At 54.4% G+C, this 15507-nt stretch carries 14 protein-coding genes; 7 read left to right on the top strand and 7 right to left on the bottom strand.

Features of this window, described 5'->3' with window-relative positions:
* Positions 1–184: 184 nt before the first annotated feature.
* Positions 185–1522 (top strand): DUF3422 family protein, encoded by a 1338-nt coding sequence (locus TRICHSKD4_RS01520; protein ID WP_040615950.1) that lies wholly within the window; start codon positions 185–187, stop codon positions 1520–1522.
* Between the two features lie 68 nt (positions 1523–1590).
* Here TRICHSKD4_RS01520 and TRICHSKD4_RS01515 read toward each other — a convergent pair whose 3' ends face one another.
* Complete coding sequence (locus TRICHSKD4_RS01515; RefSeq protein WP_009758949.1) at positions 1591–1986, bottom strand: cytochrome c family protein; 396 nt, start codon at positions 1984–1986, stop codon at positions 1591–1593.
* 180 nt (positions 1987–2166) lie between these two features.
* Positions 2167–3111: a LysR family transcriptional regulator gene (locus TRICHSKD4_RS01510; RefSeq protein WP_040615847.1), complete on the bottom strand. Its 945-nt coding sequence runs from the start codon at positions 3109–3111 to the stop codon at positions 2167–2169.
* A 163-nt stretch (positions 3112–3274) separates the two neighbouring features.
* Here TRICHSKD4_RS01510 and TRICHSKD4_RS01505 point away from each other — a divergent pair, with 163 nt between their 5' ends.
* Genes TRICHSKD4_RS01505 through TRICHSKD4_RS01490 form a run of 4 tightly spaced genes read left to right on the top strand, consistent with a single transcriptional unit; the run spans position 3275 to position 8109 of the window.
* Positions 3275–4771: an FAD-linked oxidase C-terminal domain-containing protein gene (locus tag TRICHSKD4_RS01505; RefSeq protein WP_009758947.1), complete on the top strand. Its 1497-nt coding sequence runs from the start codon at positions 3275–3277 to the stop codon at positions 4769–4771.
* Between the two features lie 55 nt (positions 4772–4826).
* The gene (glcE, locus tag TRICHSKD4_RS01500) at positions 4827–6014 is read left to right on the top strand and encodes a glycolate oxidase subunit GlcE (protein ID WP_009758946.1); all 1188 of its coding nucleotides are present in this window, start codon (positions 4827–4829) and stop codon (positions 6012–6014) included.
* A gap of 59 nt (positions 6015–6073) precedes the next feature.
* The gene (glcF, locus tag TRICHSKD4_RS01495) at positions 6074–7405 is read left to right on the top strand and encodes a glycolate oxidase subunit GlcF (RefSeq protein WP_009758945.1); all 1332 of its coding nucleotides are present in this window, start codon (positions 6074–6076) and stop codon (positions 7403–7405) included.
* An 11-nt stretch (positions 7406–7416) separates the two neighbouring features.
* Positions 7417–8109, top strand: a complete 693-nt coding sequence (locus TRICHSKD4_RS01490) for a hypothetical protein (protein ID WP_009758944.1) — start codon at positions 7417–7419, stop codon at positions 8107–8109.
* On the opposite strand, the gene TRICHSKD4_RS01485 is transcribed toward TRICHSKD4_RS01490, so the two are convergent.
* Positions 8102–8887, bottom strand: a complete 786-nt coding sequence (locus TRICHSKD4_RS01485) for a L,D-transpeptidase (protein WP_009758943.1) — start codon at positions 8885–8887, stop codon at positions 8102–8104. The genes TRICHSKD4_RS01490 and TRICHSKD4_RS01485 overlap by 8 nt on opposite strands.
* 221 nt (positions 8888–9108) lie before the next feature.
* On the bottom strand, positions 9109–9813 hold the full coding sequence (locus TRICHSKD4_RS01480) for a DUF2927 domain-containing protein (protein WP_208992966.1): 705 nt from the start codon (positions 9811–9813) through the stop codon (positions 9109–9111).
* Between the two features lie 272 nt (positions 9814–10085).
* On the opposite strand from TRICHSKD4_RS01480, the gene TRICHSKD4_RS01475 reads away from it, so the two are divergent.
* Positions 10086–10850 (top strand): protein phosphatase CheZ, encoded by a 765-nt coding sequence (locus TRICHSKD4_RS01475; RefSeq protein WP_009758941.1) that lies wholly within the window; start codon positions 10086–10088, stop codon positions 10848–10850.
* A gap of 112 nt (positions 10851–10962) precedes the next feature.
* The gene (locus TRICHSKD4_RS01470) at positions 10963–11622 is read left to right on the top strand and encodes a DNA-3-methyladenine glycosylase I (protein WP_009758940.1); all 660 of its coding nucleotides are present in this window, start codon (positions 10963–10965) and stop codon (positions 11620–11622) included.
* A gap of 14 nt (positions 11623–11636) precedes the next feature.
* Here the strand turns inward: TRICHSKD4_RS01470 and hisG are convergent, their stop codons facing one another.
* From hisG to TRICHSKD4_RS01455, 3 genes are read right to left on the bottom strand one after another with little or no spacing between them, the layout of a single operon-like run.
* Positions 11637–12602, bottom strand: coding sequence for an ATP phosphoribosyltransferase (hisG, locus tag TRICHSKD4_RS01465; RefSeq protein ID WP_009758939.1), 966 nt, complete (start codon positions 12600–12602; stop codon positions 11637–11639).
* A complete protein-coding gene (locus TRICHSKD4_RS01460) occupies positions 12599–13735 on the bottom strand; it encodes an ATP phosphoribosyltransferase regulatory subunit (protein WP_009758938.1) in 1137 nt (378 codons plus the stop codon). Before TRICHSKD4_RS01460 ends, hisG begins: the two co-directional genes overlap by 4 nt.
* A gap of 31 nt (positions 13736–13766) precedes the next feature.
* Positions 13767–15422 carry a HisS family protein gene (locus TRICHSKD4_RS01455; RefSeq protein WP_009758937.1) on the bottom strand — a complete coding sequence of 552 codons (1656 nt, stop codon included), beginning with the start codon at positions 15420–15422 and terminating at the stop codon, positions 13767–13769.
* Positions 15423–15507 lie beyond the last annotated feature (85 nt).

The raw sequence follows: 15507 nt of genomic DNA, 5'->3' as shown, positions 1-15507 counted from the left end.
GCCAAGAGGAAACAACACTCAGAGCAACGGCCAACTCAGCGCTGATCGACAAAAGGGAAAGGTGGGAATTCACCAAAAGACGCAAAAGTGAGACGGAAGGTCACGTTGCGGCAAATCTAGCCTCTTGCAAATGTGCGCGCCGTTCGCCCTGATGGGCATCCGACCTTCAGACAGAGCAGCAGACATGCGTGAGAATGATAAAGCGGTAGAGTCACCCACTAAGACGGGGTCTGGCCTGCCTTCGTTTAAAACACATCCACTGCGCGAAGCTGCTTTAGGCGAAATTCACGCCCGGCCATTTCGCCCACTGGAAGGTCCGCGCATTGTTCTTCTTTATGCGTTCACCATAACGTCTGAACAGGCAGCTGAAGATCACGAGTGGTTTAGCGAGTTTTGTGCCAGCCGCGGAGCACCCGGCCCAAGCCCCAAAGCCCGATACCATACGCTGTCCTTTGCAAGCGGGACCTTGAGTTGGGAGCGACATGCCGAATTCATCACCTATATCTGGGATGGTCCGGCGCCAGCAGCTGTCCCCTTTGGGCCATTGCCATCCAACCATCCCTTTGGAACAGCATTTCGAGCGCCCGGCCCTCTACTGGTATCTGCCAGACTTGATCTTTTGCCATCGACCATTTCAACCGACTGGCGCAAGCATTATGACCCGGCCAGCTTGACGGAGTTCAATATCGAACGAAGCTCTGGTACCGCGGCCACCGACTTTCGAACAGACGGGGATGGCTTGGTCCGTTATCTCGTTCTGAACAACGACATGACACCGGTTCAATGTGGCTCGGTCGTTCAGCGATTGCTTGAAATCGAAACCTATCGAACACTGGCGCTGCTTGGTCTATTTGAGGCAACGCGCCAACAACCACGCATTAGCCAGTATGAAGCGAAGCTTTTTGAACTGACCCACAAGATGCAGGAAAATTCGGGGCTCGATGAAAATCGAACGCTCTTGGATCAGTTGTCCAGTCTTGCAGCTTCTCTAGAAGCCAGCGCTGCGGAAAGTGCCTATCGATTTGGTGCGAGCCGCGCCTATTACGAGATCGTCAATGCACGTTTGGCGGCTTTGGAAGAGCAACCTGTTTCAGGGAGCCTGAGTTTGTCTGCGTTTTTAGGGCGTCGGCTGGGTCCGGCGATGCGAACCTGTCAGTCCATTCAGGACCGTCAATGGGATCTGTCAAAAAAACTGGCACGGGCCACGACGCTTCTGCGAACCCGCGTCGATGTTGATCTTGAGCAGCAAAACCGCAGTTTGCTGGAATCCATGAATCGTCGAGCCCGCATCCAGCTCAGGCTTCAACAAACCGTCGAGGGTCTCTCAGTAGCGGCTGTTAGTTATTACGTTGTCGGTCTGATTTCTTATTTGGCGAAGGCGGCAAAAGAGAGTGGCTTTCCGCTGCCCAATCCAAACTTGATGACCGGATTGTCAGTGCCCCTCGTCGTGGCCGCTATCTGGCTCACAGTTCGCAACATTCGCAAACACCATGCAGAAGGCGACCGAGACACTTCTGACTAGCTCAAGGTGTTGCAACAAAAAAAGGCCGGGAGTGCCCGGCCTTTTTGGAAACCATATGGAGTGACAGCTTACTTGGTCGAGCCATCGTCGTTGAACTGTGCCAGATAGGCAATCACGTTGGCACGATCTTTCTCTTTACGTAGACCGGCAAAGGCCATCTTTGTTTTCGGGATGTGCTTTTTCGGCTTTTCCAAGAATCCGGAGAGTTCTTCTTCAGACCAGACTTTCCCGTCAGCCATTGCCATAAGGGCCTTGGAGTACTTGTAACCCTCAACAGAACCCCATGCGCGACCAACAATGCCGTTCAGCTGCGGGCCAACCTTGTTCTTTGCGTTCTCGCCAACGGCATGGCATGCCTTGCACTTCTTGAAGACTTTCTCACCCTTTGCTGCTTCGCCTTCAGCATTTGCGTGGGCAGTCAGGGCCAGAAGAGCTGTACCGGCAATCATCATCATACGCCGCATGTTTTTCTCCCTCTTGAAACATGACCTGTCATTGCGTCGAGCACAGACAACAAGAAACTTGTGGCAGTTACAAGGTGTACAGAGGTCGCAGGTAGATCAATTTTTCTAAAAACGCCCTTGCTGCCTCAATTAGATAGCCCAAACACCCTTAGGACTGAGCTGTGTTCCGTAAGGGTGTAATTATCCGGCCCTCGCCCTCGTTGGTGGTGCCAGCCAGAGATCCAGACCCGTGTCCCAATAAGGTGACGGTCCATATAGCGCAGCCAGAAAGTCGATAAACGCGCGGACCTTGACTGGCAGAAACTGGCGGGACGGATAGACAGCGTAAAGGCCAACATCTCGAGATGCACGGTAATCTGGCAGGACCATCCGCAACTTGCCATCCCGTAACTCCGGTCCAACGTCCCACGTGGAACGCAGCGCAATCCCGACACCTGCAAGCAAGCACTCACGCACGACTTCACTGGAGTTTGTCTTCACCGGAGCTGTTGTCTTGACTGTTTCGATGCCGTGTGGCCCAACCAGCTTCCAGGGACCCTGATTGGCAGCTGCAAGCGTGAGATGGCTTTCTGCCAGATCTGAGATCGAATGCGGTTCGCCGTGTTTTGCCAAATAGTCCGGAGAGGCAACAAGGATACGGTGCACGGGAGCGAGGCGGCGCGCGACCAGGCTCGAATCTGACAATTCAGCGATCCGTATAGCCAAATCGTAGCCTTCACCGACAATGTCGACAAAGTCATCGTTCAGATCAAGATTGACGCTCATGTCCGGATGAGCATCGAGAAATTTTTGAATGTGAGGCGCAATATGTAATCGGCCAAAGGAGGTCGATGTTGCAACTTTCAATGTCCCGCGCGCCTTGGCAGAACCTTGTGACACAAATTCTTCGGCCTCTTCAACGGAGGCCAAAATCGCAATGACCCGCTCATAGAAGCCTTGGCCCGCCTCGGTCATTGCAATTTGTCGGGTTGTGCGCTGAAGCAGGCGCGTACCGAGTTTGTCTTCCAATCTGCGGATGCGTTTTGAAACAACAGCCGGCGACAGGTTCATTTCGCGGCCGGCCGCAGACATGCTGCCTGCGCTCACGACCCGTGCGAAAATTTCCATGTCAGTCAAATTGCTCATTTTCAACGCTCGGGAATGAATGTTGCTACATTTGTGACATATCGCTCAAAGCATTTTTTTGGCAGACTCATCAAATGCTCATGTCACGGCTGCCGGTTCTAGTGGAATGTTACGGGTAACCTGTAGCGCTGGATCACAAGGTTGAAACAATAAGGGAGGCAGAATGTCGGCCATTGTCATGCCGGAACCGGATGCTAGGGTTCTTTCAAGGCGCATGGAAATTGTGAAGGCCTTGCAGGCGATCGTGCCGGGCGATGGCGTGATTCATGACGAAACTGCGATGCGCCCGTATGAAACAGATGCGCTGACGGCCTATCGGCAAATGCCTCTGATTGTCGTGCTCCCGGAAACCGTCGAACAAGTCGCAGCTGTTTTGCGCTATTGCTTTGAAAACGATGTGAAGGTGGTCCCAAGGGGCGCTGGAACCTCGCTTTCCGGGGGAGCTCTGCCGCTGGCCGATGGTGTGCTTCTTTCCATGATGAAGTTCAATCGCGTGCTGGATATTGATTTTGAAAACCGAGCTGTTGTCGTCCAGCCTGGCGTGACGAACCTCGGGATCACAAGAGAGGTGGAGCATGAGGGGTTTTATTATGCGCCTGATCCCTCGTCCCAGATTGCGTGTTCGATCGGCGGAAACATTGCCGAAAATTCCGGAGGTGTTCACTGCCTGAAATATGGACTGACCACCAACAATGTCTTGGGGCTAGAGATGGTGCTGATGACCGGCGAAGTTATTCGCCTCGGAGGCAAGCATCTTGACAGTGAGGGGTATGATCTTCTCGCCCTCATGACCGGATCTGAAGGTCTGCTCGGCGTTGTGACCGAAGTGACTGTCCGCATTCTTCAAAAGCCGGAAACCGCGCGGGCTCTGTTGATCGGATTTCCGACAAGCGAAGAAGGCGGCACATGCGTTGCTGACATCATCGGCGCTGGCATCATTCCCGGCGGTATGGAAATGATGGACAAGCCTGCCATCCACGCAGCAGAAGATTTCGTCAATGCTGGTTACCCGCGAGATGTGGAAGCGCTTCTCATTGTAGAGCTGGATGGCCCGGAGGCTGAGGTTGGCTATCTTCTTGAGCGGGTCGCCGAGATCGCTCGCAAGAACAACGCCAGCCATCTCCGCATCTCGGAAAGTGAAGAAGAGCGCATGGTTTTCTGGGCCGGGCGCAAGGCAGCGTTTCCGGCGGTTGGCCGTATTTCCCCGGACTATCTGTGTATGGACGGGACCATCCCGCGCCGTGAACTGCCCAAGGTATTGGCAGGCATGCGAGAGTTGTCTGAAAAGTATGGGCTCCGGGTTGCCAATGTCTTTCACGCAGGTGATGGCAATCTTCACCCACTCATCCTCTATGATGCAAATAAGCCCGGCGAACTGGAGGCGTGTGAAGCCTTCGGTGCAGATATCTTAAAGCTGTGTGTTGAGGTGGGCGGCGTCCTCACCGGAGAGCATGGAGTAGGCATCGAAAAGCGCGATCTGATGCCGGAAGTGTTTTCGGAAGATGACATGAAACAGCAGCAGCGGGTGAAATGCGCGTTTGACGACAAGCATTTGCTCAATCCCGGAAAGGTCTTTCCGGTGCTTCACCGCTGCGCCGAGTTGGGCAAAATGCATGTTCATAAAGGACAGCTGCCCTTTCCCGATATTCCGCGGTTCTAAGTCACGGGTCTTAAATGGGTTCGAGCTCGGAAAATAATCCGGGTGGGGAGAGTAAATGGACGCGATCTTGAAACCACGGACAGCAGAAGAAATCTGTGACGTGGTAAAATGGGCAGCGGCAGAAGAACAGCCGCTAGAGGTGATTGGCAGTGGATCAAAGCGCTCGCTCGGACGCCCGGTGCAGGCAGCTCATGTCCTCGATTTGTCAGATTATTCGGGCGTTGAGGTTTACGAGCCAGCTGAACTGGTTCTCACCGTAAAGGCGGGAACGCCTATCAAGGAAATTGAAAAGCTCGTTGACGACAACGGCCAGGAACTCTCTTTTGAGCCAATGGACTACGGTCCCTTGCTCGGTCAGGCCAAAGAGGAGGGCACCATCGGCGGTTTGATTGGCGCCAATGTCTCTGGGCCTCGCCGGATCAAGGCCGGTGCTGCGCGAGATCATATTCTGGGGTTGGAAGCAGTGTCCGGGCGCGGCGAGATTTTCAAATCCGGTGGCCGGGTGGTGAAGAACGTCACCGGCTATGACCTGCCGCGTGGATTGTGCGGGGCTTGGGGAACTTTGGCTGTGTCCTCCTTGATCACGCTGAAGGTCAACCCCAAGCCGGAAACCAGCGCGACACTGGTGCTGGAGGGTCTTTCCGATGACGATGCAATTTCCGCGTTATGCAAGGCGATGAGGTCTTCGGCTGAAGTCTCAGGTGCAGCTCATATTCCATCGCAAGGTCACGATGCAGCGAAAACACTATTGCGGCTGGAAGGCTTTGAAACCTCAATTGCCTATCGCGCTCAAATCCTCTCCAGCTTGTTGGCCGATTTGGGCAAAGTCACCCGTTTAAACGAAAGCGAGACAAAAGCCACTTGGGACGCCATTCGCAATGTTGACCTTTTCTGCGGTCTGTCTGAGCCAGTGTGGCGGATTTCGGTTGCTCCAACCGCCGGGGTTCAACTGTCCAATGAACTCCGCAATCAAATCGGGGCCAAGGTGTTTTTCGACTGGAGCGGCGGGCTTGTCTGGCTGATGTGCCCTGATGGCAAAGTTCACGATCAGGAAATTCGTGCAGCCGTTCATAAGGCAGGAGGTGGGCACGCCACTTTGGTGCGTGCAGATGCGGCAACGCGCTCTTCCGTTGACGTGTTCGAACCTCAACCCGCTCCCTTGGCTGCCTTGTCTGGTCGTCTAAAAGCGCAGTTTGACCCGAACGGTATTCTCAATCCGGGGCGCATGACTGCCGGCCAATGATCCGGCTTAAGACTGCACACCAGAACCCCGCCTTCAAATACGAGATCAAGTGAAAGCGCATGCAAACCAATTTCACGGAAGAGCAATTGAAAGACGGACATGTTGCCGAATCTGAAAAGATTCTGCGCAAATGTGTTCACTGTGGCTTTTGCACTGCGACCTGTCCGACCTTTGCATTGCTGGGCGATGAGCTGGATAGCCCACGCGGGCGCATCTATCTCATCAAGGACATGCTGGAAAACGACAAGCCAGCCGATGAGAAGGTCGTCAAGCATGTGGATCGGTGCCTGTCATGCCTCTCTTGCATGACGACCTGTCCCTCAGGTGTTCACTATATGCACTTGATCGATCATGCGCGGGCACACATCGAAAAGACGTACAAGCGGTCTTTATCTGACCGGCTCATGCGCGGCGTCCTGTCTTTCGTTTTGCCCTATCCGGCTCGATTTCGGGTGGCGCTGGCCATGGCGTTCTATGCAAGGCCAATGGCTGGCCTATTTAAGATGATGGGGGGACTGGGATCTAAAATTGGGGCCATGCTGGAACTTGCGCCTACAAAGGCCCCCGTTCCGTCAGCAATGACCAGCGGCAACAACTACCAAGCACAGGAAACACCGCGCAAAGGGCGGGTGGCGCTTTTGACCGGTTGCGCCCAACCGGTTCTCAATCCGGGGATCAATGAGGCAACCAAACGTTTGTTGACCCGCATCGGCTTTGACGTGGTCCTGCCAAAGGGGGAGGGGTGCTGCGGAGCCTTGGTCCATCACATGGGCAAAGAAGAGGCAGCTCTGGAAACTGCGCGACGGAATGTTGACGCATGGCAACGAGAAATTGAAGCAGATGGGCTGGACGCTATTTTGATCACGGCTTCGGGTTGCGGCACAACGATCAAAGACTATGGGTTTATGCTGCGTGAAGACCCGGCCTATGCAGAAAAGGCTTCTCAAGTTTCAGCGCTTGCAAAAGACATCACTGAGTTTCTGGTAACCGCTGATTTGGGCGGACCGGCAAGAACCCCGAAATTACGGGTCGCTTACCATTCGGCCTGTTCCATGCAACATGGTCAAAAAATCACGACCCAGCCCAAGACCCTTCTCAAAACCGCAGGCTTTGATGTGAAGGACGTTCCGGAAGGACATCTCTGTTGCGGGTCGGCTGGAACGTACAACATCCTTCAGCCGGAAATCGCCGGGAAGTTGCGTGCTCGAAAGGTCGCGAATATTCAGAAAACCAAACCCGACCTGATCGCAACCGGAAACATTGGATGCATGACGCAGATTGGTCTTGGGACAGATATTCCAATTGTGCACACCGTAGAGCTTATTGATTTTGCCTATGGTGGACCAGTGCCAGAAGCCTTATCTAAAGGAGGTATTTTTGAAGAGGCTTAAGGAGATGCGGCATGTCCGCTCAAAGCGGAGCAACGGCAATTGTCAGTCTTGGCATGTCTTGTCAGAGCTCGCGTCAGATCCGCACGCATGTCGAGACATTCAGCAGTATTTTGGGTGAAGAATTTGAGCCCGAACGCCATTTCTTTGATGGTTTAATATCACCAATCTCCGGGTTGGCTGATTTATTTGATGATGGATTCCAGTTATTTACGAGAGATGCTATCCAGCCGGGTCCGGGTTTTCCAACATGGGAACCTTATGGAATTCGCTTCCTTCATCATTTTCGGGAAACAGATTCATCGCCGGAGATCGACCGGTTTTTTGAAAGAGAAAAGTCCAAATTCAGCCATCTGAGGGAAAAGTTTGTAGGGCTTTCAGAAGCAGAACGGCTGATATTTGTGATCTCGAATAGTCAGAATAATCTGTCCGATGTGGCTCTTGAATCCAGAATGCCGTGCATCGAATTTAAGCAAAGTCAATTGGAACGACTTATGAAAGCGGTCGATACATTTCTCGATAAACGCTGCGAATATCTCGTCGTAAGTCATCCCGAACGTCACGGAGGACTGCCAGACGAGGCCATACACATCATGAAGGCAGATGAAACTGAGTGGACTGGAGACAAGACCCAATGGCGGGCCTTATTCCAGTCCTACTTGTCTGACGCCTCAGACAGTTATTTTTGTAAAGCCAACGTCAGATGACGTGAACAGTGGTGCCAACGCCAACGCGTTCATATAGATCGCTGACGTCTTCATTGCGCATTCGAATACAGCCTGATGACACAGCATGGCCAATCGTCCATGGTTGGTTCGAGCCGTGAATACGGTAAAGGGTGGACCCAAGATAGAGTGCGCGGGCACCCAGTGGATTTTCGGGGCCACCTGGCATGAAATTCGGCAGATCCGGGCGGCGCTTGCGCATGGCCGCAGGCGGTCTCCAATCTGGCCATTCGGCTTTGCGGGTTACCTTGTGGGTTCCCGCCCACTCGAAGCCGGGCTTGCCAACACCAACCCCATATCGACGAGCCGTTCCATCCTTTTGCACCAGATAGAGATACTTCTCGTTGGTGTTGATGATGATGGTGCCAGCCTTGTGAGGACCACGGTAGTCGACGATTGTTGGCAGGAATTGCGGTGCGATCTGGCGGCGTTGTTGCGGAGCCGGATTGCGCACGGATGCGGGTTGGACCTGCGCCGGACGGTTGATCCGTTGCGGCTGTTGGACCCGTTGGCGCTGATACCATGCCCCGGTGCGCCGTGGATCAACCGGACGGCGAACTGCACGTTGCCGGTTCGGTTGAAGTTGGAGCATCCATGGCTCGGCAAGGTTCGGGCTGAGAACCAGCGGCGGTGGCGCCACTTGTCCAGCCTGAACCGGCGCGGCTTGTGACAAAAGCATCCCGCCGACAAATAAGCCAGCAAGACCAGCGAACAAAAATTTGGTGCGGGAGCGGTCCCGCAGCAGAAAAGATGTACACATTACAATTCATCTCCCCAGTCCGGAAAACCGGAGTAAGCGACCAGGAGACAATAACTTCGTATTTTAGAGAATAAATAAAGAAGTCAGTTACCAAGGCCGGTTTCTGAACCTATGGTTATTAAGTGGTGTGTGAACATGATTTACAAAAACTGAAAGAAAGTGCGGATCTAGGTCATGCGTTAACCTCTCAGTACATCATCAGATGTCTGGGCGGCTGTTTGTTACCGGATGCCGCGCAGTGCGTCCCTTGCGACGATCGGCAGTATGGCTTTCAACTGTTGGAAAGACATGCCGGGCCGAACACGCCGATCATAAAGCATGTTGAGAATGACTTGATCGAAAACCGTAAAGCGACTGTGCCGGGACGCATCATTAAAAACTGAGTGAGTAAGCGCTTGATCATCATTCATGGGCCCGAGGCCCTGAAGAATTTCCTCTACCAAACATCTTCGAAAGAGAAATTCGCCCTCATCCGACACAATGACCGCAGCTGAGCGCTTGATACCGTCCTTACCGGATACGACCCGAACCAAGCATCGACCTGGCGCATCCGCCTTTGGGTCTTTGTAGATTTGCCTTCGGATGACATCTCCATACTGATGGCGGTCGACGACATGTATTTCGAAATTGGCGTTTTGAGGGGCGTTGACCATTTGAACGTCAAGCCCGCGGACTTTGCGGCGTACTTCACGAATAAAGCGTCCGACGACTGGTCTGCGTTCCTTGCGTGCGTGATTATGGACAAAGAAACGTACAGGTTTGGTGTACTTCTTCACCATATAGGGGCGCCAGCTCCACGCACGGTACTCCAGACCGAAGACTGTCTTTTCAAACCCCTGAAGCAATTCTTCAGTCGTGAAGGTGTTTACAGCCTGAGCGCGAACCGTCAGCGCACCCCACACCACCACCAAGCTCGCTAACAACAATATCCACTTATTGTATTTTTTATTCATGTAGTCTTTATCAATTGAAAAGCGGATTTCTCTAAAGAGATTATTAGTCATAGTTTTGTGAAATAGATAGCGGGCGATGTATTCATTCGACGAGTGGGCTCGATTGGATCACTGTAGTCCGCAGATCCCAAGGATATAATGCGATTATTTTCTGTCGGGAAACGAAAAATTTAAACCTCATGAGTTAACTCAAACCGTTGGGTAATTTCGCGTGCACTCGGCGCAAGAAAATGACGGGAGATAGTATGTCCGCAATCAAAAGGGGTTTCCGAGCGGAGCAGGCCGTTCGCTTGAAAAATGAAGCGGAAGAAGATCCGCAGGCGCTAGAGGACCGTCGTCATCGGCAGTTGATGAACGAACTCGCCGTACTGCGGAAACTCATCATGTCCGGCGCAGGTCAGGGGGGGGGGGCGCAGGCTCCAGCTCTGTCCCAAGAGGATATCAGCGCGAAGATCATGGAAGAATTCCGGGCGGAATTGTCGGAAGCCGCTAAGCTGAAGTCTGAACTCGACACCATTTACGAGGCGATTGCCCAGACAAAAAAAGAAATCGCCGCCCTGCATGAGACCACCGGCTCCGAAGGTGAGGAAATGCACCGAGTTACCAACGAGTTGGATGCGGTTGTGACCGGGACAGAAGGGGCGACCGAAACCATTCTGTCGGCGGCCGAGTTTATCGACGAAACAGCAAACACCCTGTCTGCGCACCTTGAAGGCCGAGATCAGGACATGGCCAGTGACATTCAAGAAAAGGTAGTTCAGATCTTCGAGGCCTGTAACTTCCAGGATTTGACCGGTCAGCGGATCACGAAAGTTGTTGGCACTCTGCGCTTTATTGAAGACCGCATCACCGAGATGATGGACATCTGGGGTGGCATTGAAAGCTTCAACGATGTGGAAGCCGTCAAACGTGAAGAGCGCGTAGGTGATGAAGCATTGTTAAACGGCCCGGCTCTTGAGGAAGACATGGATGTAGCCACACAGGACGACATTGACGCCCTATTCGCCTGATCTGCCACTGAAATTCAAATTAAAAACAAGCCCCGCCGTGGGGCTTTTTTCTTGCGGAAATTCCTAATGTCAAATAAGAACAAAACAAGAATATTTCTAAGGCTCTTTCAAAATGGCATCCAAGACACAACCCGCCCATGATCCTGAAACAGGGCTTTATGCCGATGATAAGGGCGTTCACACTTGTTGGTGGCACCAGGGGCTGGAAGACTACCGGATTTATCACGATACGGAGTGGGGCTGGCCAGTTGCTGACGATACGAGGCTGTTTGAAAAGATTTGCCTCGAAGGGTTCCAGTCCGGTCTGTCTTGGCTGACGATTCTGCGCAAACGTGAAGGCTTCAGAAAGGCTTTTTCCGGTTTTGATATCGATAAGGTCGCGGCCTATGGTGAGGCTGAAGTGGAGGCTTGTCTTCTAGATGCCGGGATCGTCCGTCACCGAAAGAAGATTGAATCAACGATCAAAAATGCCAAGCGCGCGATTGAGCTGAGGGATGAGTTCAGCTCTCTCGCCGCCTATTTCTGGCGTTGGGAGCCAAAGCCCGAAGATCGGCCCAAGGTTCTCGATTTTGCCGCAGCCAAGACCCTTGGCAGCACGCCAGAAAGCACGGCACTGTCAAAAGACTTGAAAAAACGAGGCTGGAGCTTTGTCGGCCCAACCACCGTTTATGCTTTCATGCAAGCCATGGGCATGGTCAACGACCATCTGGAAGGCTGCAGTTGTCGAGATAAAATCGAAAAAGCACGGGCGGAGTTCAAAAGGCCGGTTTGACCCCGGCCTTATGACTATTCCTCGAGTTTCTCCGCCAGCGGTTCGAAGAGCGCATTTTCCTTCCGGAACACATACTCAACCGCCTCAACCGTTACGGTCTCTGCCCCATGGGCTATCAGAATATCTGCGCAGGCAGCCACATTTGCCTTGGGACAAAGAAGTTCCAGCGTCCGGTCGCCCCGGCTTTCATATGGAAACTCAGCTCCTTCAAGGGACAGCGCGGCGATGGCTGCAGCTGCATCATCCACATTTGCCTTGATGCGACGCGTTGTGCGGGCAGCTTCTTCTGCGGCGACACGGTCCAACACCGAGCGGGCAGCAGTAAGGGCACTGTCATTCCAGTCGGCTGTGCGGGAGGCAACAAGATGAGCCTGACTTTTCAGGATGACCCCGTCATCCAGAATTTTCAGATTGTTGGCTTCCAGTGTTGAGCCTGTTGTCGTGATATCGACAATCAGTTCGGCGGCATCAGCAGCAGGTGCGCCTTCTGTCGCCCCGGCGCTTTCCACGATCCGGTAGTCGGCGATGCCGTGTTCGGCGAAGAACGCCCGGGTGAGCGTCACATATTTGGTCGCAACGCGCAGGCGGCGGCCATGACGGCTACGGAAGTCGGACGCCACATCACCGAGGTCAGCCATGGTGTCGACATCGATCCACGCCTTGGGGACGGCAACAACCACATCCGCATAGCCGAAGCCAAGCGGCGTGATCAGGTGCACGCTGGCGTCCGGGTCCGAAATGCTCTCGTGGACCAGATCAAGCCCGGTGATGCCGAAATGCGCCTCACCATTGGCAAGCGCACGGGCAATCTCGGAAGCGGACAGGAAGGCGATCTCGACATTGTCGACGCCCTTGAGTGCGCCTTGATAGTTTCTCGCACCGCCCGGCTGTACGACCTTAAGGCCTGCGCGGCCAAAGAAATCGTGGGTGTTTTCCTGCAAGCGGCCCTTGGATGGAACAGCAATGGTCAGTTTGGTCATTGGCTTGCCTCCCGTGCGCCGGAAATCCTGTCGAGCCAGATGGAGAACCCGATCGCCAGAATTTCCGCTTCCGCGCCGAGCAGGTTCAACAGCCGGTCATAGCGTCCACCGCCAACGAGCTGGCCTGCCTCGCGTCCGCCTGCGCCATAAATTTCGAAGATAAAGCCTGTATAGTAGTCGAGCCTGCGGCCAAAGCCTGCACTGAATGTGATAGCAGACAGGTCCAGCCCGCGCGCCTTGATGGCGTCCAGCCGGTCCTTGAAGACGACAAGGGCGTCGGTCAGGTCCAGCTTGTGTGTCCTGGCAAAGCCGGAGAGAACATCCACTGCCTTGTCGGCCGACGTGTTGAGCGCAAGATAGGCCTTCAGCACATCGGCTGCGGCCTTGGTGTCGCTGGTTCCGCTGGTCAGGGCAGCCTGCTCCAGAAAGCGTTCGGCGATTTCGGACGCGCTGCGGCCTGCAACGGTTGAAATGCCCGCGATGGAGAGAAGCCCTTCCACCATGGACTGGGCCGCTTCCGGATCCGCCCCTTCAAGGGCGGCCAGAAAGCCAAGCCGCTTGTCATCAAGCGCAGAAGTGGAGGAAACCGTCCCGCTCAGCCGCTCCAATGCGTCATCCAGCTTGGCGGTTTCACCAAAAAGATCGCGCAGGCGGCGTTGCCAGACGACAGGAAGGTCAAGGCCGCCGAGAACGGCAACAAACAGGCCTTCATCGCCGATGCGGATATCCGAGGCCGGGGTACCAAATTCGTCCAGCGCCTTGACGGACAGCGCCAGCATGTCGGCATCCGCTGCATTGCGGTCATCGCGGCCAAAGCTTTCCGCGCCGATCTGCGGAATTTCGCCCAGACCATCGGAACGCTGGCGGAACACCGGGCCATGATAGCTGTAGGCCGTTGGAATCGACATGTCGGCAGCTTCCAGATGCGCACGGCACACCGGAATGGTGAAATCCGGTCGAAGGCAAAGATCAACGCCGTTTGCCCCGGTGGTCAGGTAGAGGCGGCGGCGAATGTCCTCGCCAGTCAGATCCAGAAAGATATCGGCAGGCTGGAGGATGGGCGGCGACACGGGATGATGGCCGGCAGCCTGAAACAGCGCCATCACCTTGTCGATCTGCTCATTTGTCGGCATCTTTGCCTTCCCTTCGCCTTGCATCCTAATTTTAAGCCTTCGCAGCCTGTGCCCGGTCGTCTGCCTGACTGTCCAACAGGGCGCGCACAGTTTCCACTAGAGCGTCCCGCTTGACGGTCATCTGCGCCGGACGGCTTTCGCGCCAGGTCACGTTGTCGGTGATTTCTTCCGACAGGCGTTTGCCTTCAATCAGGTCCTTCACCTGAATTTCGCCAGCCTCGAACTCGTCGGACCCCTGAATGATTGCAATCGGGCAATTGCGGCGGTCAGCATATTTCAGCTGGTTGCCAAACTTCTTCCAGTTGCCCTGATACATCTCGGCGCGGATACCGGCCCGCCGAAGCTCCTGAACCATCTTCTGATAGCGGCCAAGAGCTTGTGTATCTCCATCCATGACGGTGACTAGAACCGGCGCGACAACCTCACTGGTCTGGAGCTTGCCGAGGTTCTTCAGCGCGGTCATCAGGCGGGAAACGCCAATGGAAAAGCCGGTTGCCGGAACATCGCGGCCCGTGAAGCGCTTGACGAGACCGTCATACCGCCCGCCGCCACCAACGGAACCAAACTGGACGACGTCCCCCTTTTCATTGGTCACATCAAACAGCAACTCGGCCTCGTAGACGGGGCCAGTATAGTATTCCAGACCGCGGACGACGGACGGATCGATCTTGATGCGGTCTGAGTAACCACTTTCAATTATCAAGTCCACGATAAGTTCCAACTCTGCAAGCGCAGAAATTGTCGTAGAGTTCAGTTCATAAAACGCAGCTAAAGTGCCAAGGTAGTTCCAGAAAGGGTGCGTATCCCGAGGACTGTTTGCTCTATTTATTTCGCCAATTCGCGGTTTGCTTTCCCGCAAATCCTCAGACCACTCAGAGGGAGGCATATAGTACGGATTGGGACAATCCCATGAATCGTAACCGATCTGAGGTTCAACTTCTTCTTCAAACGCGATCGTTTCAACTAGAATATTTGCTGTGTCATCGTCTAACCCTGCGCCCTTTGTGAAGTCGCCGCTGTCGTCCTTGCGGCCATCGCCAAGCAGAAGGCGCACACCTTCAGGGCCGAACTTGTCCAGCTTGTCGATGGCACGAAGGACGGTGAGGCGGCGTTCGGCGTTTTCTTCGCCGCCAAGGCCGATGGCTTCCAGAACACCGTCGAGAACCTTGCGGTTATTGACGCGGATCACGTATTGGCCGCGCGGAATGCCGAGGGCTTCCATCGTGTCAGCCATCATCATGCACATTTCCGCGTCCGCCTGAACGCCTGGAGCGCCAACCGTGTCGGCGTCAAACTGCATGAACTGGCGGAAGCGGCCCGGCCCCGGCTTTTCGTTCCGGAACACCCAGCCCGCGCGGTAAGTGCGGTAGGGCAGCTGGATTTCGTTGATGTTTTCCGAGACATGACGGGCGAGCGGCGCAGTCAGGTCATAGCGCAAGCTCATCCACTGCTCGTCATCGTCCTGAACGGAAAAGACACCGGCATTCGGGCGATCCGTATCAGGCAGGAACTTGCCAAGGCAGTCTGTGTATTCAAAGGCAGGGGTCTCGACCGGGTCAAAACCATACTGCTCGTAAACAGCACGAATCTTGCCGATCATCTCATCCGCCGCGCGGATGTCGTCTGCACTGCGATCCACAAACCCACGCGGCAGGCGGGCTTTGAGTTTGTTTGGTTTTTTGGCCATGTGCCCTGAATTTCCCGGCAAAGTCGTTGCAGAATGAGCCGTGTCTTGGGAGAACTGCGGATCATCCCGAAAGAGTCCCGCGCTG

Source organism: Roseibium sp. TrichSKD4, from assembly GCF_000148725.1.
Lineage (GTDB): Bacteria > Pseudomonadota > Alphaproteobacteria > Rhizobiales > Stappiaceae > Roseibium.
This window is presented reverse-complemented; position numbering and strand designations above follow the sequence as displayed.

Coding starts and splice junctions, on each gene's coding strand:
- glcE (WP_009758946.1), top strand. CDS start 4,827: ATGGACGCGATCTTGAAACCACGGACAGCAGAAGAAATCTGTGACGTG.
- TRICHSKD4_RS01460 (WP_009758938.1), bottom strand. CDS start 13,735: ATGCCGACAAATGAGCAGATCGACAAGGTGATGGCGCTGTTTCAGGCT.
- TRICHSKD4_RS01515 (WP_009758949.1), bottom strand. CDS start 1,986: ATGCGGCGTATGATGATGATTGCCGGTACAGCTCTTCTGGCCCTGACT.
- TRICHSKD4_RS01490 (WP_009758944.1), top strand. CDS start 7,417: ATGTCCGCTCAAAGCGGAGCAACGGCAATTGTCAGTCTTGGCATGTCT.
- TRICHSKD4_RS01455 (WP_009758937.1), bottom strand. CDS start 15,422: ATGGCCAAAAAACCAAACAAACTCAAAGCCCGCCTGCCGCGTGGGTTT.
- TRICHSKD4_RS01470 (WP_009758940.1), top strand. CDS start 10,963: ATGGCATCCAAGACACAACCCGCCCATGATCCTGAAACAGGGCTTTAT.
- glcF (WP_009758945.1), top strand. CDS start 6,074: ATGCAAACCAATTTCACGGAAGAGCAATTGAAAGACGGACATGTTGCC.
- TRICHSKD4_RS01475 (WP_009758941.1), top strand. CDS start 10,086: ATGTCCGCAATCAAAAGGGGTTTCCGAGCGGAGCAGGCCGTTCGCTTG.
- TRICHSKD4_RS01510 (WP_040615847.1), bottom strand. CDS start 3,111: ATGAGCAATTTGACTGACATGGAAATTTTCGCACGGGTCGTGAGCGCA.
- TRICHSKD4_RS01505 (WP_009758947.1), top strand. CDS start 3,275: ATGTCGGCCATTGTCATGCCGGAACCGGATGCTAGGGTTCTTTCAAGG.
- TRICHSKD4_RS01520 (WP_040615950.1), top strand. CDS start 185: ATGCGTGAGAATGATAAAGCGGTAGAGTCACCCACTAAGACGGGGTCT.
- hisG (WP_009758939.1), bottom strand. CDS start 12,602: ATGACCAAACTGACCATTGCTGTTCCATCCAAGGGCCGCTTGCAGGAA.
- TRICHSKD4_RS01485 (WP_009758943.1), bottom strand. CDS start 8,887: ATGTGTACATCTTTTCTGCTGCGGGACCGCTCCCGCACCAAATTTTTG.